At 65.7% G+C, this 23,516-nt stretch carries 15 protein-coding genes; 6 read left to right on the top strand and 9 right to left on the bottom strand.

The features are described from left to right. A partial coding sequence (locus AC0SZ7_RS19265; protein ID WP_475505870.1) for a beta strand repeat-containing protein occupies window positions 1-3,861 on the top strand: 3,861 nt, incomplete at its 5' end. A gap of 568 nt (window positions 3,862-4,429) precedes the next feature. On the opposite strand, the gene lapD is transcribed toward AC0SZ7_RS19265, so the two are convergent. The 3 genes from lapD to AC0SZ7_RS19250 all read right to left on the bottom strand — a co-directional run bounded on the left by lapD (window position 4,430) and on the right by AC0SZ7_RS19250 (window position 7,817). Then, on the bottom strand, window positions 4,430-6,373 hold the full coding sequence (gene lapD / locus AC0SZ7_RS19260; protein ID WP_475505869.1) for a cyclic di-GMP receptor LapD: 1,944 nt from the start codon (window positions 6,371-6,373) through the stop codon (window positions 4,430-4,432). Window positions 6,374-6,382: 9 nt separating this feature from the next. Then, window positions 6,383-7,090, bottom strand: a complete 708-nt coding sequence (lapG, locus tag AC0SZ7_RS19255; RefSeq protein ID WP_475505868.1) for a cysteine protease LapG — start codon at window positions 7,088-7,090, stop codon at window positions 6,383-6,385. Between the two features lie 139 nt (window positions 7,091-7,229). Next, on the bottom strand, window positions 7,230-7,817 hold the full coding sequence (locus AC0SZ7_RS19250; protein WP_475505867.1) for a UPF0149 family protein: 588 nt from the start codon (window positions 7,815-7,817) through the stop codon (window positions 7,230-7,232). A gap of 254 nt (window positions 7,818-8,071) precedes the next feature. Between AC0SZ7_RS19250 and recQ the strand changes: the two genes are divergently transcribed. From recQ to AC0SZ7_RS19230, 4 genes are all read left to right on the top strand, one after another. Beyond that, entirely contained in the window at window positions 8,072-10,210 is a 2,139-nt protein-coding gene (gene recQ / locus AC0SZ7_RS19245) for a DNA helicase RecQ (RefSeq protein WP_475505866.1), read from the top strand. A 125-nt stretch (window positions 10,211-10,335) separates the two neighbouring features. After that, window positions 10,336-10,773, top strand: coding sequence for a MarR family transcriptional regulator (locus AC0SZ7_RS19240; protein ID WP_416422986.1), 438 nt, complete (start codon window positions 10,336-10,338; stop codon window positions 10,771-10,773). A gap of 86 nt (window positions 10,774-10,859) precedes the next feature. Continuing rightward, the gene (locus tag AC0SZ7_RS19235) at window positions 10,860-12,977 is read left to right on the top strand and encodes a FimV/HubP family polar landmark protein (protein WP_475505865.1); all 2,118 of its coding nucleotides are present in this window, start codon (window positions 10,860-10,862) and stop codon (window positions 12,975-12,977) included. A 7-nt stretch (window positions 12,978-12,984) separates the two neighbouring features. Next, window positions 12,985-13,266: an Rdx family protein gene (locus AC0SZ7_RS19230; protein ID WP_475505864.1), complete on the top strand. Its 282-nt coding sequence runs from the start codon at window positions 12,985-12,987 to the stop codon at window positions 13,264-13,266. Between the two features lie 103 nt (window positions 13,267-13,369). On the opposite strand, the gene AC0SZ7_RS19225 is transcribed toward AC0SZ7_RS19230, so the two are convergent. The 3 genes from AC0SZ7_RS19225 to AC0SZ7_RS19215 form a co-directional block, all read right to left on the bottom strand. Then, window positions 13,370-14,551, bottom strand: coding sequence for an osmoprotectant NAGGN system M42 family peptidase (locus tag AC0SZ7_RS19225; protein ID WP_475505863.1), 1,182 nt, complete (start codon window positions 14,549-14,551; stop codon window positions 13,370-13,372). A gap of 67 nt (window positions 14,552-14,618) precedes the next feature. Then, entirely contained in the window at window positions 14,619-16,364 is a 1,746-nt protein-coding gene (gene ngg / locus AC0SZ7_RS19220) for an N-acetylglutaminylglutamine synthetase (protein ID WP_475505862.1), read from the bottom strand. Between the two features lie 3 nt (window positions 16,365-16,367). After that, window positions 16,368-18,140, bottom strand: a complete 1,773-nt coding sequence (locus AC0SZ7_RS19215; protein ID WP_475505861.1) for an N-acetylglutaminylglutamine amidotransferase — start codon at window positions 18,138-18,140, stop codon at window positions 16,368-16,370. Between the two features lie 323 nt (window positions 18,141-18,463). On the opposite strand from AC0SZ7_RS19215, the gene AC0SZ7_RS19210 reads away from it, so the two are divergent. After that, window positions 18,464-19,186 (top strand): autoinducer binding domain-containing protein, encoded by a 723-nt coding sequence (locus AC0SZ7_RS19210; RefSeq protein ID WP_475505860.1) that lies wholly within the window; start codon window positions 18,464-18,466, stop codon window positions 19,184-19,186. Window positions 19,187-19,190: 4 nt separating this feature from the next. On the opposite strand, the gene AC0SZ7_RS19205 is transcribed toward AC0SZ7_RS19210, so the two are convergent. From AC0SZ7_RS19205 to AC0SZ7_RS19195, 3 genes are read right to left on the bottom strand one after another with little or no spacing between them, the layout of a single operon-like run. Continuing rightward, window positions 19,191-20,270: a lipocalin-like domain-containing protein gene (locus AC0SZ7_RS19205; RefSeq protein WP_475505859.1), complete on the bottom strand. Its 1,080-nt coding sequence runs from the start codon at window positions 20,268-20,270 to the stop codon at window positions 19,191-19,193. Next, the gene (locus AC0SZ7_RS19200) at window positions 20,260-22,704 is read right to left on the bottom strand and encodes an ABC transporter permease (protein ID WP_475505858.1); all 2,445 of its coding nucleotides are present in this window, start codon (window positions 22,702-22,704) and stop codon (window positions 20,260-20,262) included. Before AC0SZ7_RS19200 ends, AC0SZ7_RS19205 begins: the two co-directional genes overlap by 11 nt. 2 nt (window positions 22,705-22,706) lie before the next feature. Next, window positions 22,707-23,366, bottom strand: coding sequence for an ABC transporter ATP-binding protein (locus tag AC0SZ7_RS19195; protein ID WP_475505857.1), 660 nt, complete (start codon window positions 23,364-23,366; stop codon window positions 22,707-22,709). Between the last annotated feature and the right edge of the window lie 150 nt (window positions 23,367-23,516).

Genomic DNA, 23,516 nt, shown 5'->3' with positions numbered 1-23,516 from the left:
GAAGGCCAGACCGCCCAGGGCAACGTGCTGCAGAACGACGTGTCGGGCGCCGATGGCTTCTACGGCGTGGTCGGCGTAAAAGCCGGCAACGACACCAGCAAGGCCGTCACTACAGGTGTCGGCACCGTCATCCAGGGCACCTACGGCGAGCTGATCATCGCCGCCGACGGCACCAGCGTGTATCACGCCAACGCCAACTCGGTGGGTAAATTCGGCGTCGACGTGTTCACCTACACCGTGGCCGACAAGGACGGTGACCTGAGCACCACCACGCTCACCATCAAGATCGACGACGCGCACCTGAAGGCCACCAACGTAGACGGCGTGACCGTGTTCGAAGCTGGGCTGGATAAATATCAGGACGGCAAGGACCTGGCTCCAGGCAATACTACTGGCAGCCACCCGGACTGGACCGCCGAAACCGCCAGCGGCACCGTCGCCGGTTCCGTCACCGGCGGCGTCGGCGCACTGACCTACAGCCTCTACGGCTCCGACGCCGATGGCACGCTGCACACCCAGTACGGCGTCATTCACATGAACGCCGACGGCAGCTACACCTACACCCTTACCAGCGCACCGCAAGTGTTCGGCATCGGCACGACCGAGACCGTCGCCGTGGTCACTACCGACAGCGTCGGCAACCACGTGGCCAGCACGCTGACCATCAAGATTGTCGACGACAAGCCGCACGCCTACCCGGACTTCGCCCACATCACCGAAGGCCAGACCGTGCAGGGCAACGTGCTGGGCAACGACGTGGCAGGGGCCGACGGTTTCTACGGCGTGGTCGGCGTGCGTGCCGGCGGCGAGGATGGCAAGCCGGTCCTCGGCGGCGTAGGTACCGTGATCCAGGGCCAGTACGGCCTGCTGGTCATCGCCGCCGACGGCACCAGCGCCTACCACGCCAATGCGAATGCGGCGTCCCACGGCGACGTGACTGACACCTTCACCTACACCGTGGCCGACAAGGACGGTGACCTCAGCACCACCACTGTCACCATTCAGGTGGGCGACGCGGGCCTGCACGTGGTGCCCGGCGTTGGCCCAGGCACGACCGTGGCCGAAGCTGCCCTGGACCTGAACCAGGACGGCAAGGACCTGGCCGCCGGGACCGTCACCGGCAGCAACCCCGACTCCACCGCCGAGACAGCAAGCGGTTCGGTGGCGGGCTCCATCGCCGGTGGCAGCGGCACCATCACCTACAGCATCGACGGCGCGGTCAATGGCCTGTTCACCACCGCCCACGGGGTGATCCAGCTCAACAGCGACGGCACCTACACCTACACCCTGACCTCGGCGCCCAAGACCGACCCGACGGCCAACAACGGTGCCGACACCACCACCGACACCATCACCTACCGCGGCACCGACAGCCAGGGCAACAACATCACCAACCAGTTGGTGATCAACATCACCGACGACGTGCCCCAGGCGGGCGCCATCGATCGTGCAGTCATCGCGCCGGAGCTCAACACCAACGTCCTGCTGGTGATCGACGTGTCGGGCAGCATGAACGATGCCTCGGGCGTGGGTAACCTGTCGCGCCTGGACCTGGCCAAGCAGGCCATCGGCGCACTGCTGGACAAATACGACGGCCTGGGCGACGTGAAAGTGCAGGTGGTGACCTTCAGCAACGGCACTGAAACCCCGAGCAATGTATGGGTCGACGTGGCCACCGCCAAGGCCTACATCGCCGGCTTGCACGCCAACGGCGGGACCAACTACGACTACGCCCTGAGCGCGGCCGAAAGCGCCTTCACCACCAACGGCAAGCTGGTGGGCGGGCAGAACGTGGCGTACTTCTTCTCGGACGGCAACCCGACCCTCTCCGACACCCACCCCACTTCGGGCGGCAGCCAGTCGGGCAGCCAGACCAACACCAACCTGGGCGACGGTATCGACACCAGCGAGGAGAAGGCCTGGACCGACTTCCTCAATGCCAACGACATCAAGGCCTACGCCATTGGCCTGGGCAATGGCGTCGAGGCGCAGTACCTCAACCCGATCGCCTACGACGGCACCAGCGGCACCAACACCAGCGCCACCGTGGTCACCAACCTCAATGACCTCAACGGCGTGCTCAGCAGCACGGTGCAGAGCGTGTCGCTTACCGGCACGTTGCTGACCAACGGCAGCTTCGGCGCCGACGGTGGCTTCGTCAAATCCATCAGCGTCGATGGCGTCACGTACACCTACGATCCGAAGGCCAACAACGGCACTGGCGGCATGACCACTGCCGGTGGCACCAGCCACGGCACGTTCGACACCACCACCAACAGCATCAGCGTGGCCAGCAGCCACGGCGGTACCGTGGTGGTGAACATGGACACCGGTGCCTACACCTACAACGCGGCGTCCAGTGGCGGCACCTCGACCTTCACCGACAAGGTCACCTTCGTACTGGCCGACAATGACGGCGACCTGTCCAGCCCGGCCAACCTCAGCATCACCGTGACGCCGAACTCGCCGCCCGTGGCCGCCGCCGACCACGTCATCACCAACATCCTGTCGTCGACCATCATCGTGCCCGGCGAGGCACTGACGGCCAACGACACCGATGCCAACGGCGACCCGCTGACCGTGGCCAACACCGGCTTCGACACCGGCTGGACCGCCAAGGGGGTGGATTTCACCGCTGCGTCGTTGAAAACCATTGCCTTCACGGGTGCCAACAGCACCGCCTTGAGCGTGGCGCGCAGCGATTTCACCCTTGCCAGCGCCACTACGGCACTGCTGATGATCAGCGGCTTCCTGGGCGCAGGCAAAGGCAGCAACGCCAGTGACAACATCACTGTGCACCTGAGCGCCGGCGAAACCCTGAACCTGTCGGACAATGGCAACAGCCACCTGGACTTCAGCCTGAAAACCGGCAACACCTACACCTCGCTGCCCGGTGGCGCCTACACCGCCACCACCGACGGTGACTACACCATTCACATCAGCCACACCAGCGGCCACACCAGCCAGACTACCTACAGCCTGGACATAAGCATCAACTACGCGGGTGCCAACACCACCCCGGACCTGCCGGCGACCTACACCGTCACCGACAACCATGGCGGCAGCGACACCGCGGCGGCAACCATCACCTACCAGGACGGCCATACCCTGACCGGCACGGCGGGCGATGACATCCTCATCAGCAATGACAGTGGCAGCACGCTGCTGGGCCTGGCGGGCAACGACTTCATGATCGGCGGGGCCGGCAACGACGTCTTTGACGGCGGCGCAGGCGTCAACACCGTCAGCTACCACAACGCCAAGGGGCCGGTCACCGTGGACCTGAGCAACACCGGCGTGCAGGATACGGTCAGCGCAGGGCACGACCAGTTGATCAACATCCAGAACCTGCTCGGTTCCGATTATGGCGACCACCTGACCGGCAACAGCCAGGCCAACGTCATCACCGGCGGCGCAGGCAACGACGTGATCAATGGCGGTGGCGGCAACGACACCCTCATCGGCGGCCTGGGTGACAACACCCTGACCGGCGGCGATGGTGCCGACACCTTCAAGTACCTGGCCGGCAACTCGGGCCACGACACCATCACCGACTTCGCCCTGGGCACCGACAAGCTTGACCTGTCGCAACTGCTGCAAGGTGACGGGGCCACGGCGTCGACCCTGGACAGCTACCTGCACTTCAAAGTCACCGGCAGCGGCTCGGGGCTGGTCTCCAGCATCGACGTCAGCACCACCGCGGGCGGCGCGGCCAGCCAGACCATCGACCTGAAAGGCGTCGACCTGGCCAGCCACTACGGCGTCACCCCGGGATCGGGCGGTACCGTGTCGTCACATGACACGGCGACCATTGTCAGCGGGATGCTGGGGGATCATTCGTTGAAGGTGGACGTGGCGTGATGCTTTAGCGCCGGACAAAAAAATCCCGCCATGATGGCGGGATTTTTTTTGCCGCGCCCCATCTTGCCCTTTTGGTTGAACACTGTGCCTGGCATCTGTAGGAGCGGGCCGTGCCCGCGAAGCAGGCGCCGCAGGCTTTCAGGGACTGCGCGGTGAGGCCTTCGCGGCCGCAGGCCGCTCCTACAGGGGCCGGGGTGGGCTGAACGTTTGCATAGTCACCTGTAGGAGCGGGCCGTGCCCGCGAAGCAGACGCCGCAGGCTTTCAGGGACTGCGCGGTGAGGCCTTCGCGGCCGCAGGCCGCTCCTACAGGGGCCAGGGTGGCTGTAGGAGCGGGCCGTGCCCGCGAAGCAGGCGCCGCAGGCTTTCAGGGACTGCGCGGTGAGGCCTTCGCGGCCGCAGGCCGCTCCTTACAGGGGCCAGGGTGGCTGTAGGAGCGGGCCGTGCCCGCGAAGCAGACGCCGCAGGCTTTCAGGCACTGCGCGGTGAGGCCTTCGCGGCCATGGGCCGCTCCTACGGAGAGCCAGGTTGGCCTGAACGGTTGCCGCCAGGCCGTGTTCGGGCCTGGCGTCAAATCTGCGGTGCCGGCGCACCGATCAGGCGGCCCATGGCGCCATGCAGCCCCAGCTCCTTCAACACCTCCAGCTCGCCGGCGGTCTCCACCATCTCTGCAATCAGCGGCATGTCGATGCTGTTGGTGGCGCGGTAGATGGCTTCGATGAACAGGCGCTTGTCGCTCTGCTGGTCGATGGCGCGGATGTAGCTGCCATCGATCTTCAGGTACGCCAGGCCCAGGTGGGTGAAGTTGCCGATCTGGCTGAAACGCCCACCGAAATGCTGCAGGCCGAAGCGGTAGCCGGTGTCGCGGATGGCCTGGCTCAGGGCCTGCAACTGGTCGGGCGGCGGCAAGTGGTGCTCGTCCGCCTCCAGGGTCAGCAGGTGCGCCTGGCCGGGGCTGGCCTTGAGCAGGTCGAGGATCGGCGTCAGGTGCTCCTCGCTGCGCAGGGTGCTGGCCGACAGGCTCAGGGCCAGCGGGTGAGGGTGTTCCAGCAGGTATTCCAGGGTGTGTTCCAGCATGGCCAGGTCAAAGCGCGCCGACCAGCCCAGGCGTTCTATCCACGGCAGGAAGTGCGCGGCGGCCACTGCTTCGCCGGCCGGGTCCAGCAGGCGCGCCAGTACCTTGTGGTGCAGGATTTGCCCGGGCTCGGCGCACGGCACCACCGGTTGGAAGTACAGCTTGAGCTTGCGCAGGGTCAGCGCCTCGTCGATCCAGGTACGCCACTGCGCGGGGTTCTGGATGGGCGCGCCATTGAAGTGCGCGAGCACCGCCCACGGTTGCTGGGGATGGTTCTGCGCCTCGGTGATCGCCTGGTCCAGGTGCATGTACACGGTGTTCAGCGCTTCACCCGGCTTGTAGGCGGCCACGCCGATATGGGCCACTGGCGAACGGTCGCTGGCGCCGGTCAGGTAGAAGTTCTCCAGCTGCCGGTTGAGGTCTTCGGCCAGGCGCTGCGCGTCTTCGCTGTTGACCGCCGGGGCCAGCAGGCTGAACTCGCCACCGCGGTTGCGCGCGGCCGTCCAGCGGCTGCGGCGCGGGTCTTTCAACAGCGTGGTCAACACCTCGCCCACCTCGGCAATCAACGCGTCGGTGCGCTGGCCGCCCAGGCGCTGGTTCAGGCCGGCGAGGTCGTTCACCCGCAGCATCAGCACAAAACCTTCGCTGTTCTGTTCGGTAACCATCAACTGGTTGGTCAGCTGGGTATCGAACAGGCGGCGGTTGGCCAGGCCCGTGAGCGTGTCCTGATACGACTCCTCGCGCAGCTTCTCGCTGCGTGCCGCTTCCTCGGCGAACAGCGCCTTGAGCTTCTCCACCATCTGGTTCATGGCCAGCACCACCCGGCGCAGTTCCGGGGTGCGCGGAATGCGTGGCAGGGTCAGGAACTCGCGGTGGCTGATGGCATTCGCCTGCTGCACCATGTTGTCCAGGGGGCGCAGTTGCTTGCGCAGCAGCCAGCCGCCAAAAATGGCGCTCAGCAGGCCGCACAGGGCCAGCCACGCCAGGCTGCCGATGGCGGTTTCCCACAGTTTGGCCAGGGCGAACTGCGGGTTGCTCAGCACCTCCACGCGCGCCGCCTGTTCCCAGCCGCGCATCACCAGCGCGTCACCGCCCTGGGGCTTGAGGTTGACCAGGCGCACGAACCACGCCGGCACCTCGCCGGTGCCCGGTTCCGCGGCGCGTTCCACCAGGGTGCTGTTGTCCGCCAGGTTGACCACGCGGATGTTGGAGAAGTAGCCACTGTCGAAAATCGACGAGACCATCAGCTCGATCATGGCCGGGTCATCGACATGGGGTGCCAGCGACAGCCCCAGCGCCGTGGCTGCGTCCTGGCCGTGGGAGCGCAGCTGGCTGACCAGCTGCTCGCGGGAGTTCTCCAGCCCTACGAAAAAGCTGCCGCTGAAGGCCACCACCAGGAACAGGCAGATCGCCAGGAACAGTTGCTTGAGTAATGACATCGGGCACTCCTATCCGTCGCCAATGGCGAAGCCTTCGGCTTTCATTTTTTGCAACACATCCTGCCACCGCGACAGCTTCTTGCTGTCGCTGGTGCGGGCACTGGCCGAGGCGCCGGGCAAATACACGCCCTCGGCATTGAAGGCATACACCGGTAGCAGGTCCTTGCGCTGGGACGCGGGCCTGATATCGGGTTTGAGGTTGTCCAGCACCAGCGGGTCGGCGCGGTCGGTGGCGTAGTAGGCCAGCACCATGTGCGCCTGGTTCAACTCCAGTGCCTTGACGTAGGTGATGCGCAGCTTGTCGGCGGGCACGCCGAGGCGGCGCAGGCTGAAATACTTGGCGATGGCGTAGTCTTCGCAGTCACCGGCGCCTTTCCACAAGGCTTCGAGGGGGGTGGCCCAGTAGTCTTCGACGTGCCACACGGTCATGTCGTCCTTGAACGCCATCTGCCGGTTGAAGAAGCTGTTGACGAGGGTGAGCTTTTCCAACTCGGGCTTGTCGCCGCTGGTCTGCAGCAGCCTGCCCCAGGCTTCCAGGCGCTCGCGTGCCGAGCCCAGCCCACCGTAGTGCTGGTCAGCCTTGCTGATGATTTGCGAGAAGTCCCATTCGGGCCAGTTGTCGCCCGCCACGCTCAGTGACAGGCACAGCGCCATCCAGCCGAACACGCGCCACAGCCGGGGCGAGAGCCATCCTTGTCGACGCGGGCGCTGGGGCATGCCAGAGGTACTCTGGGGTCAGTCGATAGAGTTTAGGAGATGGCGAACGGACAGCACAGGGGGAGGGGATATATATTTCCGTACATCGCATCAACGCTACGTAGCCGCTGCCGTCAGGCAGCGGCTACAGCAGGTGCAATCAGTGGTGACGCGGCTTGAGGATGGCCGGTTTTTCGTCCGGGGCGTTGCACAGCAGGTACAGCGCGGTCAGGGCCTCGGGGATCTGCACGATCATGTCGTCCTGCAGGTTGGCGTCGGCGGCGATGTCGGCGAACTCTGGTTGTTCGTCGAACAGGCCCGAACCCACCATGATCGGCAGCAGCATTTCGCTGACTTCGTCCTCGGCGGTCTCGAACCAGGCGGCTTCACGCATGAACACGCCTTCCATGAAGCCGATGCACCAGCCGCGCAGCTCGGAGTCGTCGGGCTCTTCGCCCAGGTCCAGGTCGCACGGCAGCTCGAATTCCTCGTCGCTGGCCAGCTGGCGGGCGATGTGCGCCTTCAGTGCCACCAGGGTGCCTTCGATCTCTTCGCGCTGGGCGTCGCTGGTGTAGTGCGGCTCCTCGGCGAACAGGGCGTCGATCCACTCGCGCTCCGGGACTTCCTCGGAACACACGGAAAGGGCGGTCAGATAGCCGTGAGCGGCCACGTAGTCCAGCGCTTCCTCGTGCAGCTCATCGGCGTCGAGGAAGGCTTGCAGGCGGTTCAGTTGCTCAGCGAAGGACATTAAAAGGCTACCTTGAAGAATTTACGATAGTGAATTCTAGGCCTTGTTAGGCCCCACGCGCCAGCCAAGCCTGAAAAACATGGCCTTATCAGTGGTGCCCTGCGCGGGCGGGCGCTCGGGTATAATGCGCCGCTTTGGCCGTTTCACGCCCTGAAAGGTTGCCCCGGCAACGGGCGCTTACGCATTTTTGCGTGAAACGCGCACGATTTTCATCCAGCCTAGGCCCGGATGGTTCTGCGATATTTGGAGTTCTTATGCTCGAACAGGCTCAACGCGTCCTTAAGGACATCTTCGGCTACGACAGTTTTCGGGGTCGCCAGGGTGCCATTATCGAACGCGTGGCCAGTGGCGGCGATGCCCTGGTACTGATGCCCACCGGTGGCGGCAAGTCCCTGTGTTTCCAGGTGCCGGCCCTGCTGCGCCCAGGCCTAGCGGTGGTGGTGTCGCCGCTGATCGCGCTGATGGACGACCAGGTCGCCACCCTGGAAGAACTGGGCGTGGCCGCCGCCGCGCTGAACTCCACCCTCAGCGCCGAACAGCAGCGCGACCTGGCCGCGCGCATCCGTCGCGGCGAGGTGAAAATGCTTTACCTGGCGCCCGAGCGCCTGGTACAGCCACGCATGCTCGACTTCCTGCGCAACCTGGACATCGCCCTGTTCGCCATCGACGAGGCGCACTGCGTGTCGCAATGGGGCCACGACTTCCGTCCCGAGTACCTGCAACTGGGGCAACTGGCCGAGCTGTTCCCCAATGTACCGCGCATTGCCCTGACCGCCACCGCCGACAAGCGCACCCGCGAGGAAATCGTCAACCGCCTGCACCTGCAGGACGCCGAGCGCTTCCTGTCCAGCTTCGACCGGCCGAATATCTTCTATCGCATCGTGCCCAAGGAAAATCCGCGCAAGCAGCTGATGACCTTCCTGGCCGAGCGCCGCAGTGACGCCGGCATCGTCTATTGCCTGTCGCGCAAGAAAGTCGACGAAACCGCCGCCTTCCTCTGCGAGCAGGGCTTCCCGGCGCTGTCGTACCACGCGGGCCTGCCGTCGGACGTGCGCGCCGCCAACCAGAAGCGCTTCCTCAACGAGGAAGGCCTGATCATGGTCGCCACCATTGCCTTCGGCATGGGCATTGACAAGCCCAACGTGCGTTTCGTGGCCCACATGGACCTGCCCAAGTCCCTGGAAGCCTATTACCAGGAAACTGGCCGTGGCGGCCGTGATGGCCTGCCCGCCGACGCCTGGATGGCCTACGGCCTGCAGGACGTGCTGATGCTCAAGCAGATGCTGCAGAACTCCGAAGGCGATGAGCGCCATAAACGCGTGGAACAGCACAAGCTGGACGCCATGCTGGCCCTGTGCGAGGAAACCCGCTGCCGCCGCCAGGCGCTGCTGGCCTACTTCGACGAAGACATGCCCACCGCCTGCGGCCACTGCGACAACTGCATCGACGGCGTGCAGACCTGGGACGCCACCGAGCCGGCGCGCCAGGCCCTGTCGGCAGTGTTCCGCACGGGCCAGCGCTATGGCGTGGGCCACCTGGTGGACGTGCTGCTGGGCAAGGACACCGAAAAGGTGCGCAGCTTCGGCCACGAGAAACTCTCGGTGTTCGGCGTGGGCAAGGCGCGCAGCGAGCACGAATGGCGCTCGTTGTTCCGCCAGCTGGTGGCTCGCGGCCTGGCCGACATCGACCTGGAAGGCTACGGCGGCCTGCGCCTGAGCGACACCTGCCGGCCGCTGTTGCGCGGCGAGGTCACCCTTGAACTGCGCCTGGAACCCAAACCGCAGAAAGGCAGCAGCACCCGTAGCGGCTCCGGCAGCCCGGCCAGCCAGCTGGTGCGCGGCGAAGAGCGCGAGCAGTGGGAAGCCCTGCGTACCCTGCGGCGCAAGCTGGCCGAGGAGCACGGCGTGCCGCCGTACGTCATCTTCCCCGACTCCACGCTGCTGGAAATGCTTCGCAGCCAGCCCGGCAGCATGGCCGAGATGGGCCGCGTCAGTGGCGTCGGCGCGCGCAAGCTGGAGCGTTACGGCGAGGCCTTCCTGGGCGTGCTCAACGGCGGCGCCGAGGAAGCGCCGCGCGTGGTGGCCGACATCCGCCACGAGCTCATCAGCCTGGCGCGCGCCGGCATGACCCCACTGCAGATCGCCGGGCAGTTGCAGTGCAGCGAGAAAAACGTCTACAGCCTGCTGGCCGAGGCCATTGGCGCGCAGCAGCTGTCCCTGGAACAGGCCCTGGACCTGCCCGAAGAGGTCATGGCGGAAGTGCAGGACGCGTTCCTCGACGGCGAAGGCGAATTGCCGTCGGTCACCGACATTGCACCGCTGTTCTTCGGCCGCGTGCCGGAGGGGGTGCTGTATTGCGTGAGGGCTGCGTTGCAGTCCGAGTTTGAAATGTGAGCGGTTTCAGACTGACATTTGTTCATTGCGTATTACAAAATCGTTCCGGCATGAGTATTGCCTCTTGGTCAAGGCCATGATTAGCTCACTATCAATTAGTTTTGTCCTTTAGCCATGAGTCGCTTATGCCGTTGACTGATCAACACCGTTTCGGAATGCAACTGGCCCAGATGTCCCGGGGCTGGCGTGCTGAACTGGACCGCCGCCTGGCCGGCCTGGGCCTGTCCCAGGCCCGCTGGCTGGTGCTGCTGCACCTGGCCCGGTTCGAAGAAACCCCCACCCAGCGCGAACTGGCGCAAAGCGTGGGCGTCGAGGGTCCGACACTGGCGCGGCTGCTCGACAGCCTGGAAACCCAGGGGCTGGTGCAGCGCCAGGCGGTGCTGGAAGACCGCCGGGCGAAGAAAATCCTGTTGTGTGAGCCGGCCTTGCCGCTGATCGAACAGATCGAGACCATTGCCAACACCCTGCGCGCCGAACTGTTCGTGGGCGTGGACGAGGACGAAATGCGCGTCTGCATGCGCGTGCACAAGCAGATCCTGGATAATCTCGAGAAGAAATCCTGAGCCCGCGCGGGCCGCAGGCTTTGAGAAAGGCCGGTTGGCAGTCTATAACCAGAAAGACAGGAAGCAGGTTCCTCAAAGGGATTCTCATGCCAGAGCGTTCGCGGTCCATGTTCGGGGCCTTTTCCATATCGACTTCCATCCGTCTGCTGGCGGCCGCGCTGGCAATTGCTGCCGGCCCTGCCCACGCCTTGGGCCTGGGTGACATCACCCTGCATTCATCGCTGGGCCAGCCGCTGAGCGCCGATATCGCGCTGGTGGATGCCCAGGGCCTGGGCAATGCCGACCTCTCGGTGGCGCTGGCCACGGCCGACGAGTTTGCCCGCGCCGGTGTCGACCGCGCGTTCTTCCTCAATGACCTGCACTTCACGCCGGTGCTGACCGGCGAGCGCAAGTTCATTCGCGTCACCACCAGCAAGGCGGTGACCGAGCCTTACCTGGATTTCCTGGTGCAATTGAACCGGCCCAGTGGCCAGCTGCTGCGCGAGTTCACGGTGCTCATCGATCCGCCGGGTACCGTGGCCCTGGCGCCCGCGCCCAAGTTCGACGACGCGCCGGTCAGCAGCATCGCCAGCGCCCTGGCCAGTGCCAACAGCCCTGCGCCCGCAGCGCGTGCTGCTGCCGTGCCGAAGCCGGCCGTGGCGTTGCCGCCTGCCACCCAGGACAAACGCCTGGACGTGCAGAAAGGCGACACCCTGTGGAGCATCGCCAAGCGCCTGCAGGCAGCCGGCACGCCAACGCCGCCCAATACCCTGGTGCAGGAACTGCGCGCCCTCAACCCCGGCAAGCTGAAAGCCGGGCAGAGCCTGTTGCTGCCCGACACCGCCGCGCTGCCGGGCGCCGCCGGTGTGGCAGCCGTTGCTGCCGCCTCCGCACCCGCGCTTCCCGATACGCCGCCACCCGCCGTGCCTACCCCCGACGACCAGGCGCTGCACAAGGACATCGATGACCTCAACGCCAAACTGCAGGCCCTGCAGGAGCAGATGAACGGCAAGGACCAGCAGTTGCAGCAATTGCAGCAACAACTGGCCCAGGCACAAGCACAGCCGCACCCAGCAGCCCCGGCAGCCAAGCCACCGGCAGTGGTGGCGCCAGCTGCGCCCGTGGCCGCGCCGCCGGTCATCGATGACAGCGGTGACATACCCTGGCTGCCGATTCTGGGTGTGCTGCTGATCCTGTTGTTGCTGGGCGGCCTGGTCTACAACCGTCGTCGTCAACAGGCTACGGTCATGCTTCCGGCGGCTCGGTACGAGGCGGATGAAACCGACGCGCTGATAAAACCGGCCCAGGGCGGCCTGGCACCGGCCCCCGAAGTTACCGAGGATGAACCTTCCCCCGCGCCGGGCGTGGCACCCAAGCGCGAAAGCGCCCCGGCCACCGACGCCATGGACGGCGCCAGCATCTACATCGCCTATGGGCGTTTCAACGAAGCCACCGCCATTTTGCGCGAGGGCTTGCAGAAGGAACCGCACCGCACTGACCTGCGTTTGCGCCTGTTGGAGGTGCTCGGCCAGCAGGGTGACGTCGAAGGCTTCGCCGAAGAAGAACGGGCCTTGTTGGCGCAGGATTTCAAGGCCGAGAAGATCGAGGCCATCCGCAACCACTACCCCAAATTGCAACCGCCAACGCCACCGCCCGAGGCTTTGCCGGTGGTGCCGGTAACGTTGGCGGCGGTTGCCGCCGTGGCCCCGGCCATCGTCGACGCACCAGCGCCTGCACAAGAGCCGCTGGACGACTTCCAGTTGAACCTGGACGACCTGTCAATGGACGCCGACTGGGACCTGGTCAGCCCGTTCGACCCGGCTCCGGCGCGCAAGACCGGTGAGGCAGTGTCTGACGCCCAGGCGCCGGTGGACCCCGAGTTTGCCAGCAACCTGAAGGAATTCCCCGACGTGTTCGAAATGCCCGACGAGCAGTTCCTCAGCGATTTCGCCGAGGAAGAGCCGGCGGCCGAGGACGACGGCCTCGACGACGCGTTCCTCGACAGCTTCGTGGCCGGTGCCGACCTGCCGGAGCTGGATGCCCTGACCGTGGATTTCGATGCCCCGGACGATGCGCTGGAAGCGTCGGGCAAGTTGGAGCAGGCGCAGACCTGCATCGAGCAGGGCGACCTGCGCAGCGCCGCCGACCTGTTGCACGAGATACTGCTGGACGGGGACGAAGACGACCAACAGGCCGCACGCCAGCTGTTGTCGAAAATTGCCTGAGGCCGCCATGACCGCCATTCGCCCGCACATCGTCATCACCTATTGCACCCAGTGCCAATGGCTGCTGCGCGCCGCCTGGCTGGCCCAGGAACTGCTCAGCACCTTCGCCGACGACCTGGCCCGGGTCAGCCTGGAACCGGGCACCGGCGGGGTGTTTCGCATTACCTGCGACGATGTGCAGATCTGGGAGCGCAAGGCCGATGGCGGCTTCCCGGAGGCCAAGGTGCTCAAGCAGCGGGTGCGCGACTGCATCGACCCGGCGCGCGACCTGGGCCACAACGATCGTTGAGGCGAAATTGGAATCAATTTGTGGGAGCTGGCTTGCCAGCGAGCTTTTGAGGCCTGGAGGCTCGCTGGCAAGCCAGCTCCCACAGTTATGTGTTGCTGGGCCTCTATTTCTGCCCCACCAGCGTATCCACCGCGGGCACCCGGGTGTCGCTCTCCATTTGTGCATCATGCTCCAGCTGGTGGCTGAACCTTTCCAATGACCCATGCGCCGGTTGCGCATCGCTGGCGAACACCGGCGGGCTGAGCATGTAGGCGGTCAGTATGCGGCTCAACGCCTGCAGGCTGTCGATGTGGGTGCGCTCGTAGCCGTGGGTGGCGTCGCAACCGAAGGCCAGCAGCGCGGTACGAATGTCGTGCCCGGCGGTGACGGCCGAATGTGCATCGCTGAAATAGTAGCGGAACAGGTCGCGGCGCACGGGCAGTTCATGCGCCTGGGCCAGGTTCAGCAGGTGCCGTGACAGGTGGTAGTCATAGGGGCCGCTGGAATCCTGCATGGCCACGCTGACGCTGTGTTCACTACTGTGTTGCCCGGGGGCCACCGGGGCAATGTCGATACCGACGAATTCACTGACATCCCAGGGCAGGGCGCCAGCAGCACCCGAGCCGGTTTCCTCGGTGATGGTAAACAGCGGATGGCAGTCGATGGCTGGCTGCACGCCACTTTCGACGATGGCCTTGAGGCTGGCCAGCAACGCAGCGACACCGGCCTTGTCATCCAGGTGGCGGGCGCTGATATGGCCGCTGTCAGTGAACTCGGGCAGCGGGTCGAAGGCCACGAAGTCACCGATGTTGATGCCCAGGGTCTCGCAGTCGGCGCGGGTCGCGCAGTAGGCGTCCAGGCGCAATTCCACGTGGTCCCAGCTCACCGGCAGTTGGTCGACGGCGGTGTTGAACGCGTGCCCGGACGCCATCAGTGGCAGCACGCTGCCACGAATCACGCCGGTGTCGGTGAACACGCTGACGCGGCTGCCTTCGGCGAAACGGCTCGACCAGCAGCCCACCGGCGCCAGCGACAGCCGGCCATTGTCCTGGAAGGCGCGTACGCTGGCGCCAATGGTGTCCAGGTGCGCCGACACGGCGCGGTCAGGCGAGCTTTGCTGGCCCTTGAGGGTGGCGCGGATGGTGCCGCGGCGGGTGAGTTCGAAGGGTATGCCCAGCTCTTCCAGGCGCTCGGCCACGTAGCGCACGATGGTGTCGGTGAAGCCGGTGGGGCTGGGAATGGCGAGCATTTCCAGCAGCACTTTCTGCAGGTAATGGGTATCGGGTTCGGGAATTTTGCTAGTCATGGAAACTCCTCGGTCCGTAGCCGCTGCCGTCAGGCTGCGCTGGCTGTCGCAGCGGCTACAGGATGGTTCAGGTAAGGACCTGGCAATGCGGAAACAGCAGGTCGATGAACTTCTGCGCGGTAGGCCGTGGCTCGTGATTGGCCAGGCCCACGCGTTCGTTGGCTTCGATGAACACATAGCCCGGCTGGTCGGCCGCCGGCACCAGCAGGTCCAGGCCCACCACCGGAATGTTCAGGGCGCGGGCGGCGCGCACGGCGGCGTCGGCCAGTACCGGATGGAGCGTGTCGGTTACATCCTCCAGGTGCCCGCCGGTGTGCAGGTTGGCGGCGCGGCGCACGGCCAGCACCTGCCCCTTGGGCAGCACGGTGTCATAGTCGAAACCTGCGGCGTGCAGGGTGCGTAGGGTTTCGTGGTCCAGCGGGATGCGGCTTTCACCCTGGGTGGCGGCCTGGCGCCGGCGGCTCTGGGCCTCGATCAGCGCGCCAATGGCATGCAGGCCGTCGCCGGTGATCGACGCCGGGCGGCGGATGGCCGCTGCCACCACTTCAAAACCGATCACCACGATGCGCAGGTCGGCACCTTCATGGAAGCTTTCCAGCAGCACGCGGCTGTCAAAGCGGTGGGCGTGTTCGATGGCTTGCTGCACCTCGTCCAGGTTGTCGATGTCCACCGCCACGCCCTGGCCTTGCTCGCCGTCCACCGGCTTGACCACGATGCGCCCGTGCTGCTCGAGGAAGTCCTGGTTGTCATCGGCGCTACCCGCCAGTTGCTGCGCCGGTAGCTTCAAACCGGCGGCGCTGAGCACCTTGTGGGTCAGGCTCTTGTCCTGGCACAGGTTCATGCTGATGGCGCTGGTGAGGTCGCACAGTGACTCGCGGCAACGAATGCGCCGGCCGCCGTGGTTGAGCGTGAACAGCCCGGCGTCGGCATCGTCGATCTGCACCTCGATACCGCGGCGCAGCGCCTCGTCGACGATGATGCGAGCGTAGGGGTTCAGCTCGGCTTGGGGGCCAGGGCCCAGGAACAGGCTCTGGTTGATACCGTTCTTGCGCTTGATGGCGAACGTAGGCAGGGTGCGGAAGTCCAGCTTGGCGTAGAGGTTCTTGGCCAGGCGGTTGTCGTGCAGCACCGACAGGTCCAGGTAGCTCAAGCCGCGGCTCATGAAGTGCTCGATCAGGTGGCGCACCAGCACCTCGCCCACGCCGGGGCGGGTGCAGCGCGGGTCCACCGCCAGGCACCACAGGCTGCTGCCGTGCTCAGGGTCGTGGAAGGCCTTTTCATGGTTCAGGCCCATGACGCTGCCAATCACCTGGCCGCTTTCCTCGTCTTCAGCCAGCCAATACACCGGCCCGCCCTGGTGGCGCGGGGTGAGGCGGGTGGGGTCGATGGGCAGCATGCGGCGCTTGAGGTACAGCTGGTTGATGGCTTCCCAGTCGGCGTCGCTCTGCGCGCGGCGAATGCGGAAGCCGCGAAACACTCGTTGGGCCGGGCGGTAGTCGCTGAACCACAGGCGCAGCGTGTCGGAGGGGTCGAGGAACAGCTGCTGCGGGGCCTGCGCCAGCACCTGCTGCGGGGCGGCCACGTACAGGGCGATGTCGCGCTCGCCATGTTGTTCGTTGACCAGTTCGGCGGCAAGGCTGGCCGGGTCGGGAAACGTGTGGCCCATCAGCAGCCGCCCCCAGCCGCAGTGCACGGCATGGGGCTGGCCCTGGGGGGCGCTGCCGTCTTCGGCGAAGCGCGCCTGCAGGCGTTCGTAACTGGGGGACTGGCCGCGCAGCAGGCGCTGGTTGTAAGCCGTGGCGTGGGGTTTCATTGGTCAGATTCCTTGCTCGCTGAGCCACAGGTTCAGGGCTGCCAATTGCCACAGCTTGGAGCCGCGCAACGGCGTCAGTTGGCCCTGGGGGTTGGTCAGCAACTGGTCGAGCATGGCCGGCTTGAACAGCCCGCGGTCCTGGCTGGGGTCCAGCAGCAGTTCGCGCACCCAGTTCAGGGTGTTGCCTTCCAGGTGCTTGAGGCCCGGCACCGGGAAATAGCCTTTCTTGCGGTCGATGACTTCGCTGGGGATGACCAGACGCGCCGCTTCCTTGAGCACCTGCTTGCCACCGTCGGGCAACTTGAAGCGCGCCGGCACCCGTGCCGACAGCTCCACCAGGCGGTAGTCCAGGAACGGCGTGCGCGCTTCCAGGCCCCAGGCCATGGTCATGTTGTCGACGCGCTTGACCGGGTCGTCCACCAGCATCACCGTGCTGTCCAGGCGCAGGGCCTTGTCGACGGCGGCCGTGGCGCCGGGTTGGGCGAAATGCTCGCGGACGAAGTCGCCGGCGGCGTCGTTGCGCGTCAGCCATGCGGGTTGCACAGTGGCGGCATAGTCGTCGTAGCTGCGGTCGAAGAAGGCGTCACGGTAGGCCCCGTAGGGGTCGCTGGCGCCGTCCACCTGCGGGTACCAATGGTAGCCGGCGAACAGTTCGTCGGCGCCCTGGCCGCTCTGCACCACCTTGCAGTGCTTGGCCACTTCCCGTGACAGCAGGTAGAAGGCGATGCAGTCATGGCTCACCATCGGCTCGCTCATGGCGCGGAACGCTGCGGGCAATTGCTCGATGATTTCGGCTTCGTCGATGCGCAATTGGTGGTGGCGGGTGCCGTAGTGCCTGGCGATCAGGTCGGAATACTGGAACTCGTCGCCGCGCTCGCCGCCAGCGTCCTGGAAACCGATGGAGAAGGTCGACAGATCTTCCACGCCGACTTCACGCAACAGGCCCACCAGCAGGCTGGAGTCCACGCCGCCCGACAGCAGCACGCCCACGTCCACGGCGGCGCGTTGGCGGATGGCAACGGCTTCACGGGTGCTGTCCAACACACGGTCGCGCCAGTCTTCCAGGGTCAGGTTGGCCTCGTCCGCATGCGGGCCGTAGGGCAGGGTCCACCAGGTTTTCTGTTCGCTGTTGCCGTGGGCGTCGATGCGCAGCCAGGTGGCAGGCGGCAGTTTCTCGATGCCGGCCAGCAGGGTACGTGGCGCCGGCACCACCGCGTGGAAATTGAGGTAGTGGTTCAGCGCCACTGGGTCGAGGATCGGGTTGATGTCGCCACCCTTGAGCAGCGCCGGCAATGCCGAGGCGAAACGCAGGCGGCCCGCAGTGCGGGACAGGTACAAAGGCTTCACGCCAAGGCGGTCGCGGGCAATGAACAGGCGCTGGTTGTCACGCTCCCAGATGGCGAAGGCGAACATGCCGTTGAGCTTGGGCAGCAATGCCTCGCCCCACGCGTGGTAGCCCTTGAGCAGCACTTCGGTGTCGCCGCCCGAATAGAAGGCATAGCCCAGCGCTTCAAGCTCGCTGCGCAGCTCCGGGAAGTTGTAGATGGCGCCGTTGAAGGCCAGGGACAAGCCCAGTTGCTGGTCGATCATGGGCTGCGCCGAGCCGTCGGACAGGTCCATGATTTTCAGCCGCCGATGGCCCAGCGCTACCGGGCCCTGGCTATGGAAACCCCAGGCATCCGGGCCGCGAGGGGCCAGGTGGTGGGTGATGCGTTCAATGGCCGCGAGGTCCGCTGGCTGTTGGTCGAAACGAAGTTCACCTGCTAATCCGCACATAAGTCCTTACCGGTTGTTCCGTTGGGGAGGGGCGCCATGAGGCGCGCTTAAGGAACTGACCGGTGAGATTTTCAGGAGTTTTAGATCAATATGTTATAAGCAGAAACTTCGGCTAATTATTAGAGTAATTCATCAAAATATCTTGAAATAAAAATCGTACTTTCGAAAGTTCAAAAAAAATCCTGCAAAGTTAATGGTTTCCCAACTTTACCCTTCGTTCAATTCCAATTGGTTATTTGGCGTGCCAGCAAATGCTACGCTATATTCGCCTGATCAAATCTTGGATCCGATTATTCAGGCCTCAGTCAGGCGGAAACACCATCATGTTGTGGACACTTCGCTCTCTCGAAAAATTTTGCCCGGAAGCCTCGGAGGACAGCCTGTTCGACTCCCTGCAATGGGTAACACGCGAATTGGGATACGAGTACTTCAGTCTCAATGTTTTTGTACGGCGGCCACTGACCCACAATAAAGTTTTCAAGCGAAATAATTACTCGGTGCGCTGGAACCAACTTTACAAAGATAACCGTTACGCGCTGGTAGACCCCTTGCTCAAGGAGAGCATGCGCTGCCAATTACCGCTGTTATGGACCCCCGATTTGTTCGCGGGGGAGCGGGAATTAGCCCGGCAATACCAGGCACATGGGCTGTGCCATGGGGTAAGCCAGACAGTGCATGGCATCAACGGCGGCACCAGCATCCTGAGCCTGTCACGCAGCCAGGACTCTATCTCCATCGCCGAATTCTATGACAAGGCCGGTGACATCCTCTGGCTGGCGAACCTGATGCACAACGCGCTGGTGCCACGCATTGAAGAGCAGGCCCAGCAACAATTGATCGACAGCGGGCAGCAGGCCAGCCTTTCCAGCCGCGAACTGGAAGTGCTGAAGTGGACCGCGCAGGGGCTGACGTCGGTGGATGTGGCCAATGTGCTGATGCTCAGCGAACGCACGGTCAACTTCCACATCGCCCGTTGCATCGAAAAACTGGGGGTTTGCAACAAGCTCTCGGCGGTGGTCAAGGCGGTACTCTGCGGCCTTATCTAAGCGCTCAATAGCCGGTCATTTCCAGATAGCCCTGGCCTGCATGGCTGCCCTCCAGGCGAACCGGGCCTTCCCAGTACGGCGGGGTCACGTTCATCCAGGCATTGGTGTTCAACGCGTGCAGTTGTACGTCCAGCCCATGGCCAGGGATGCGTAGGTGCCAGCGTGTCGGCGCTTCATGGCCATCCAGGGTTGCCATGGGGGAAGACGGCTGCAATTGCACCTGGTTGCTGTCAAGGGGTTGGCCCTGGCCGTCGGGGCTGATCCAGTTGCCACTGATGAAGTCGGCGCCATACTGCTGGCGCAGGCGGAACAGCATCACCTGGCTGCCGTCGTCCAGGTGCAGGGCGAACCAGTCCCAGCCTTGCTGATTGGCGGCCAGTGGTTGGCTGCTCCATTCGCGGTCCAGCCATGCCTGGCCGCTGACCTGCCATCGTTGCCCCTGTGCCTGGACCTGGCCGCTGGCTTGGTAGAAGGGCTGGCTGTAATACCAGGACGCCTGGCCCTGCAGGGACTTGCGGCTATAGCCTTGGTCGCCCTGCAGCACCAGCGGCTTGTCTGCCTTGAGCACCAGGTCGTAGCTGAAGTCGGTGCCGTGGGCACTCATGCGCAGGTCACCGAGGTTGGGGGTGGAGGGTGCACTGGCGGCCAGGCGCCAGTCGTCGATCCAGGCGGCAAAGGGCTCGGCCTCCACCCCGGCCTGGCCAACGCCACCCCGGGCCAGCGCCTGGGCGCTGTGCTGGAAGGTGGCACCGGTCAGGGCGGCGTGTGCCAGCCAGATGGTCTTGTGGCTCCAGCCAGCAGGCTCGGCGCCGGGTGCCAGGGCGCTGCGGAACAGGGTCCATTGGGCGCCGAAGGTCTCGCCGCTGGCGGCTTTGAGATTGGCGGTCACGTACCACCATTCGATGCGGTAGCCGGGGTGGGGCCCGTGGTCACGCGGGAACACCAAGGGCGCGCCGGGCGTGACCTTGGCGAAGCCCTGGCCCTCGGCGCCCAGGCCGGCGAAGCCCTGGGGCGGTGGCGGGGGTTGGTCGCAACCGGCCAGGGCCACCAGCAATGTGAGTATCAGCGTGGCTTTAGCGTTCATCGGCGAATACTCGCAGCAGGTCCGCAGGCTTGCTGCGCAGCAGCCGCACCAGTGGCCAGGTGGACGCCAGGGCGGTGGCCAGCAGCGCCCAGCCCAGCAGCTGCAGCAGTTGCAACGGGAATATTTGCAGCGGCAGCCGCCAGCCGAAGGCCTGGACGTTGACCACCGCCACCAGGCACCACGCCAGCAGGATGCCCAATGGTATGGCCAGCAACAAGGTCAGCAGGCTCATCAGCCAGGTCTGCGCCAGGTTGAGCAGGATCAGCTGCCGGCGTCCCACCCCCAGTGCCCATAGTGGCGCCAGGTGCCCCAGGCGATTATCGCTCTGGGTCAGCAGGCTGATGAACAGCGCCACGGCGGCCACGCCCAGGGTCAGGCTGTCGAGGGCAGTGGTGGCGCTGAAGGTCCGTTCGAACACTTGCACGGCCCAGCGCTTGAGCTGGCCCTGGTCAACCACGCGGCTGTCGTCGAGCTGGAAGCGGGCCAGCAGCTCGGCCTTGAGCGCCGGCACCGCCGCTGGGGCCAGGCGCAGGGCCAGGCGCGTGGGGCTTTCAGCTGGCCACAGCCGCTGCCAGGTGGCAGCGCCCAGCAGCACGTGGCCCTTGGGGTTGCCGTAGTCGGCGTAGATACCGACCACGGTCAGCGGCACACTGGCCGCCTGCCCCGGCAGCTGCAGGCGGTCGCCGATGCCCAGGCGCAGGTGGCGGGCCAGCTGTTCGCTGAGCATCAGGGTGGGGCTGCTGAACAGCTGGTCCCATGGGGCGCCTGCGGCTTGCTGCAGCAGTGGCCAGTGCTCGCGGTACAACGGGTCGTCGATAACACCGTGCACTTCCACCGGCCAGCCTTCTACCTTGATGTCCTGCTCGCGGCCGGGCAGCACCCGCGTCACCTCCGCGCGTTGCGCCAGCCATGCCTGTATTTGCTGGGTCTGCGTGGCATCGACCGGGCGCACGTACAACTCGGCCACCAGGCGCTGTTCCAGCCAATGGGTGAAGGTGTGGCGGAAGCCCTCGGTCATGCTGGCCGCGCCGATGTTGGTGGCCATGGCCAGCAGCAGGGCCATCAGTGCCTGGCTCAGCGCGGGCAGTTGCTGGCGGCAGTCAGCTAGAAACCATTGGGCCAGGGGCCGTGCCGCACGCAGGCTGGCCAGCAGGCGGTCGAGCATCACCGGCAACGCCAGCGCCGCCGCCAGCAGCAGGCAAGCCAGCAAGGCGAAGCCGGCAGCCAGGCTGTCGCCGCGCCAGGCCAGCAGTAGCGCCGCCAGCCCCAGCAGGAGTGCGCCGTAGCCCTGACGCCGCAGCCACTGCCCGTGGGCGCCACGCCAGGCTTCCTGCGCCGCCAGGGCCAGCAAAGGCAGGCGGGCGGCGCGCCACAGGCTTTGCGCACCGGCCAGCAGCGCCCCCGCCAGGCTCAGGCCAATGGCGCCCAGCCACCAGCCGGTGCCCAGGCTGAGCTGGTTGCCCACCTCGGCGCCATACAGGCCGCGCAGGCTGGCTGCCACGTCGGGCAGCAGGGCGCTGGCCAGGCCGTAGCCGCTGAGCACTCCGGCAATCGCGCCCAGCAGGGCCAGCAGGGTCAGCTCCAGCAGCAGCGCGGTTACCAGCGTGGTCAGGCCAACGCCGCAGGCGCGCAGGGTACGCAACAGGCCCCGGCGTTGCTCAAGCGCAAGGCCGATGGCGGCCTGGGCGATGAACAGCCCGACCACAAAGGACAGCAGGCCCAAGGCGGCCAGGTTCAGGTGCAGCGCTTCGGTCAGGCGCTGCATGTCCTGGCCGGGGTCGCTGTGGTCAAGGCGCAACTGTGCGTCGAGCGCGGCAGGCAGGGCCGCAGTAAACCCGGCGGGCAGCAGCAGGCGCGACAGCTGCCCGGGGGCCTGCAGCACCGCCTGGGCGTGGCCGATATCCATCAACAGTACGCCAGGGGCCATGTCCTCGCGGGTGCGCAAGGGTGGCAGCACCGCGTTGATACGGGCCCCGTCGGCGCCGCCGAGGGCGCGCAGGGTCTGGGGCGATACCCAGGTTTCCCCAGGGTCGCCAATGAACGCGTAAAGCTCTTCGGGGGACGGCACGTGGCCGGCCAGGGAGGTCTGCGGCGGCAGGCTCAGCGGGTCGATACCGGTGACCTGCAGGCGCTGGCCATTGAGCGTCAGGCGGCCTTGCAGCAGGGGCGACACTGGCCAGCCCTGCAGGCGCAGGTTGACGAACAGCGCCTGGGGCAGGCGTTCGCCCTGCAGCGGCACCAGGCTGGCCTGCGCCTGGCCGCCGATCAGCGCGCTGACCTGGGCGTAGCTGGCGCGGGCCTGGCCGTTGAGGGCCTGCACGCCAATCAGCAGGGCGGTGGCCAGCCACAGCCCGGCCAGCGCGCTGGCGAGTTGTACCGGGTGCCGGCGCCAGTGGCTGAGCAGGGTGCGCAGGGTCCAGTACAGCGTGGGCATGATCAGCCGCCCTGCACGCGGCCGGCTTGCAACAACACGCGCCGTTGCAGGCGTGCGGCGATCGCCGGGCTATGGGTCACCATCAACAGGCTGCAGCCGCTGTCGGCCTGCAGTTGCAGCATCAAGTCGAGCACCTGCGCGCTGGTGTGTTCATCAAGGTTGCCGGTGGGTTCGTCGGCCAGCAGCAATGGCGGGCGTGACGCCAGGGCGCGGCCCAGCGCCACACGCTGTTGCTGGCCGCCGGACAACTGCTCGGGGTAGCGCTGCAGCAGCGCGGTAAGCCCCAGGCGTTCGGCCAGTTCGTCTTGCCAGGCCGGGTCGTGACGGCCGGCCAGGCGCGCCTGGAAGGCCAGGTTGTCGGCCACGGTGAGGCTGGTGATGAGGTTGAATTGCTGGAAGATCAGGCCGATGCCTGTACGGCGCCACTCGGCCAGCTGGCGTTCGCCCAATTGTTCCAGAGCCTGGCCGTTCACGCCGATATGGCCGCTGTCGACCCGGTCGAGCCCTGCCACCAGGTGCAGCAGGGTGCTTTTGCCGCTGCCCGATTCACCCATCAGCGCCAGGCTCTGCCCCTGTTCCAGCTGCAGGTCGATGCCGGCCAATACCGGCAGCGGGCCCTGCGGCGTGGGGTAGGATTTGTGCAGTTGGCTGATGCGTAGCATGGGACTGTCCGTGGGTGACGCCGGCCCCCAGCATCACCCACGTACGGTGGCGACACAAGCGTGGCCGCTGCATCCTGTGGGAGCTGGGGTGCCCCCGCGCGGGTGGGGCCCGAAAAGCACGCAGGCAAGCCACCTCCCACCAGACACAAG

The sequence above is a fragment of the Pseudomonas sp. JC1203 genome (assembly GCF_056175065.1).
Note: the sequence above shows the minus strand (reverse complement) of the source record. Positions and strands in the feature narration are given on the sequence as shown.

Bases quoted from the DNA above. Each gene is read 5' to 3' on its own strand.
- lapD (WP_475505869.1), bottom strand. From the start codon at position 6,373: ATGTCATTACTCAAGCAACTGTTCCTGGCGATCTGCCTGTTCCTGGTG.
- lapG (WP_475505868.1), bottom strand. From the start codon at position 7,090: ATGCCCCAGCGCCCGCGTCGACAAGGATGGCTCTCGCCCCGGCTGTGG.
- AC0SZ7_RS19250 (WP_475505867.1), bottom strand. From the start codon at position 7,817: ATGTCCTTCGCTGAGCAACTGAACCGCCTGCAAGCCTTCCTCGACGCC.
- recQ (WP_475505866.1), top strand. From the start codon at position 8,072: ATGCTCGAACAGGCTCAACGCGTCCTTAAGGACATCTTCGGCTACGAC.
- AC0SZ7_RS19240 (WP_416422986.1), top strand. From the start codon at position 10,336: ATGCCGTTGACTGATCAACACCGTTTCGGAATGCAACTGGCCCAGATG.
- AC0SZ7_RS19235 (WP_475505865.1), top strand. From the start codon at position 10,860: ATGCCAGAGCGTTCGCGGTCCATGTTCGGGGCCTTTTCCATATCGACT.
- AC0SZ7_RS19230 (WP_475505864.1), top strand. From the start codon at position 12,985: ATGACCGCCATTCGCCCGCACATCGTCATCACCTATTGCACCCAGTGC.
- AC0SZ7_RS19225 (WP_475505863.1), bottom strand. From the start codon at position 14,551: ATGACTAGCAAAATTCCCGAACCCGATACCCATTACCTGCAGAAAGTG.
- ngg (WP_475505862.1), bottom strand. From the start codon at position 16,364: ATGAAACCCCACGCCACGGCTTACAACCAGCGCCTGCTGCGCGGCCAG.
- AC0SZ7_RS19215 (WP_475505861.1), bottom strand. From the start codon at position 18,140: ATGTGCGGATTAGCAGGTGAACTTCGTTTCGACCAACAGCCAGCGGAC.
- AC0SZ7_RS19210 (WP_475505860.1), top strand. From the start codon at position 18,464: ATGTTGTGGACACTTCGCTCTCTCGAAAAATTTTGCCCGGAAGCCTCG.
- AC0SZ7_RS19205 (WP_475505859.1), bottom strand. From the start codon at position 20,270: ATGAACGCTAAAGCCACGCTGATACTCACATTGCTGGTGGCCCTGGCC.
- AC0SZ7_RS19200 (WP_475505858.1), bottom strand. From the start codon at position 22,704: ATGCCCACGCTGTACTGGACCCTGCGCACCCTGCTCAGCCACTGGCGC.
- AC0SZ7_RS19195 (WP_475505857.1), bottom strand. From the start codon at position 23,366: ATGCTACGCATCAGCCAACTGCACAAATCCTACCCCACGCCGCAGGGC.